Origin of the sequence: Micromonospora sp. NPDC049799, from assembly GCF_040656655.1 — a bacterium.
GTDB lineage: Bacteria > Actinomycetota > Actinomycetes > Mycobacteriales > Micromonosporaceae > Micromonospora.
The window spans coordinates 1-2421 of the sequence record NZ_JBFAMU010000648.1 but is presented as its reverse complement, the minus strand read 5'-3'; the positions used below and the strand labels follow the sequence as shown (position 1 = coordinate 2421).

At 74.6% G+C, this 2421-nt stretch carries 3 protein-coding genes and 1 pseudogene; 1 reads left to right on the top strand and 3 read right to left on the bottom strand.

Annotated features, from left to right (window positions below; translation table 11 throughout):
* The 3 genes from AB0I76_RS27735 to fdxA form a co-directional block, all read right to left on the bottom strand.
* Positions 1-657: prephenate dehydrogenase/arogenate dehydrogenase family protein (locus AB0I76_RS27735; protein WP_357041432.1), on the bottom strand; the 657-nt coding region annotated here is incomplete at its 3' end.
* A gap of 18 nt (positions 658-675) precedes the next feature.
* Positions 676-1782: a succinyldiaminopimelate transaminase gene (gene dapC / locus AB0I76_RS27730; RefSeq protein WP_357041434.1), complete on the bottom strand. Its 1107-nt coding sequence runs from the start codon at positions 1780-1782 to the stop codon at positions 676-678.
* Entirely contained in the window at positions 1779-2105 is a 327-nt protein-coding gene (gene fdxA / locus AB0I76_RS27725; protein ID WP_030490464.1) for a ferredoxin, read from the bottom strand. Before fdxA ends, dapC begins: the two co-directional genes overlap by 4 nt.
* A gap of 79 nt (positions 2106-2184) precedes the next feature.
* On the opposite strand from fdxA, the pseudogene AB0I76_RS27720 reads away from it, so the two are divergent.
* Positions 2185-2421: pseudogene (locus tag AB0I76_RS27720) on the top strand (GNAT family N-acetyltransferase); the annotation flags it as partial.

Below are 2421 nucleotides of genomic sequence, written 5' to 3'. Positions count from 1 at the left end.
GGCCACCGCCCCGGCCAGCGCACCGGCGAGCAGGTGCGGCACGTGCGAGGCCAGGGCGGCGGCATCGTCGTGGTCGGCGGCGTCCATCGGCACCACCCGGGCCCGGAACAGGTCCACGAGCAGCCCGGTGAGCCACCGGAAGGCGGCCGTCCCCGTTCCCGGCGACGGGCAGAGCACCCACGCAGCGGAGTCGAGGAGCGTCGGCGCGGCGGCGGTCAGCCCGGCGGACTCGGCGCCGGCCATCGGGTGCCCCGGCACGAACCTGTCGAGGAGTCCGTGCCGCGCGGCGAACCCGGTCAGCTCGCCCTTGGTGCTGCCCACGTCGGTGAGGACGCAGCCGGGCGGCGTCGCACCGGCGACCCGCAGCAGGGTCTCCGGCAGGCTGGGCAGCGGCCCGCAGAGGAAGACCACGTCCCGCCCGCGCAGCGCGTCGTCCAGCGTGTCCGGTGCGGTGACGCCCCGCGCCCGCGCGTCCGACCGGGTCGCCGGGTCCGGGTCCCACCCGGTCGTGTCGAGGCCGGCGTCACGCAGCCGGAGCAGGACCGAACCGCCGATCAGGCCGGTGCCGACGACGGCGGCGCGCAGGTCCGCGTACCCGTTCGCGGCCGGCGCGGAACCGGGGTCGGCGGGCGTCGCGCCGGTCTCGCCGTCGGTCATGGCCGTGCCCGCCGGGCCTCAGGCGGCCAGCCGGCCGGCGACCGCCGCGATGTTCTCGTCGGACTCGGTCAGCGCCACCCGGACGTGCTGCCCGCCGCCCGGGCCGTAGAAGGCACCGGCGGCGGCCAGGATGCCGCGCCGGGCCAACCAGTCGACGGTCGCCCAGCAGTCCTCGCCGCGGGTCATCCACAGGTAGAGCCCGGCCTCGGAGTGCTCGACGGTGAAGCCGGCGGCGGTGAAGGCGGCGTACAGCGCCTCGCGCCGGGCCCGGTAGCGCTCCCGCTGCTCGTCGGCGTGCCGCTCGTCGGCGAGGGCGGCCACCATGGCCGCCTGCACCGGCGCCGGCACGATCATCCCGGCGTGCTTGCGCACCTTCAGCAACTCGGCGACCAGGGCCGGGTCACCGGCCACGAACCCGGCCCGGTAGCCGGCCAGGTTGGAGCGCTTGGACAGGGAGTGCACGGCGAGCACGCCCTCGTACGACCCGCCGCACACCTCCGGCGAGAGCACCGAGACCGGCTCGGCGGACCAGCCCAGCGGCAGGTAGCACTCGTCGCTGGCGACCACCGCGCCCCGCTCGCGGGCCCAGTCGACCACCTTGCGCAGGTGGGCGGGGGGTAGCACCCGGCCGGTCGGGTTGCCCGGCGAGTTGACCCAGACCAGCCGGACCCGGGACGTGGGGCCGACCGCGGTCAGCGAGTCGGCACGGGCCACGGTGGCGCCCGCGAGGAGCGCGCCGTCCGCGTACGTCGGGTAGGCGATCGACGGCACCACGACCACGTCGTCCGGGCCCACCCCGAGCAGGGTGGGCAGCCAGGCGACGAGTTCCTTCGAACCGATCGTGGGCAGCACGCCGAGACCGTCGACGCCAGCTCCGCAGGCCCGCGACACCCAGGCGGCGATCGCGTCCCGCAGCGCCGGCGTGCCGGCGGTCAGCGGGTACCCCGGCGCGTCCGACGCGTCGGCCAGCGCCGCCCGGATCACCGGGGGGACCGGGTCGACCGGCGTGCCCATCGAGAGGTTGATGAGACCCTCCGGGTGCGGCGCGGCCAAGGCGGCCGCGGCGTCCAGGGAGTCCCAGGTGAACTCGGGCAGCCGAGCCGAGACCGGCGCGGGCCGGTTCAGTGGCCCTCTCCGCGCGGCGGCTGGGCGGCGACGAAGGTCGCGTCCTTCTCCACCTTGCCGACCTTCGAGGCGCCACCGGGCGAGCCGAGATCCTCGAAGAACTCGTAGTTGGCGCCGGTGTAGTCCTTCCACTGCTCCGGGACGTCGTCCTCGTAGAAGATCGCCTCGACGGGGCAGACGGGCTCACAGGCACCACAGTCGACGCACTCGTCGGGGTGGATGTAGAGCATCCGGTTGCCCTCGTAAATGCAGTCGACCGGGCACTCCTCGATGCATGCCTTGTCGAGCACATCCACGCACGGCTCGGCGATGATGTAGGTCACCGGTCTTCTCCTCCGCAAGACACGTCGCGATCACCCGCGACGGTTAGAGCCTAGTATCTCGCCGGGGAGGGGGTCGATCGTGCTCCGACAGCAGGATGTGGGACACCGGATCGTGGTTCGCCGGATTGTGGGGATTCGCGAAGGCCGACCGCTCTTCTCCGACGCCCTCGGCGAGCTGGTGGAGCTGAGCGAGACCCATGTCACGTTGGCCACCGCGCAGGGCCGCCTCCGGGTGCCGCGGGACGAGGTGCACCGCGCCAAGCGGGTGCCGCCGACCCGCCGGCCGACGGCCGCCGCAGTGATCGCGCTGGAGCTG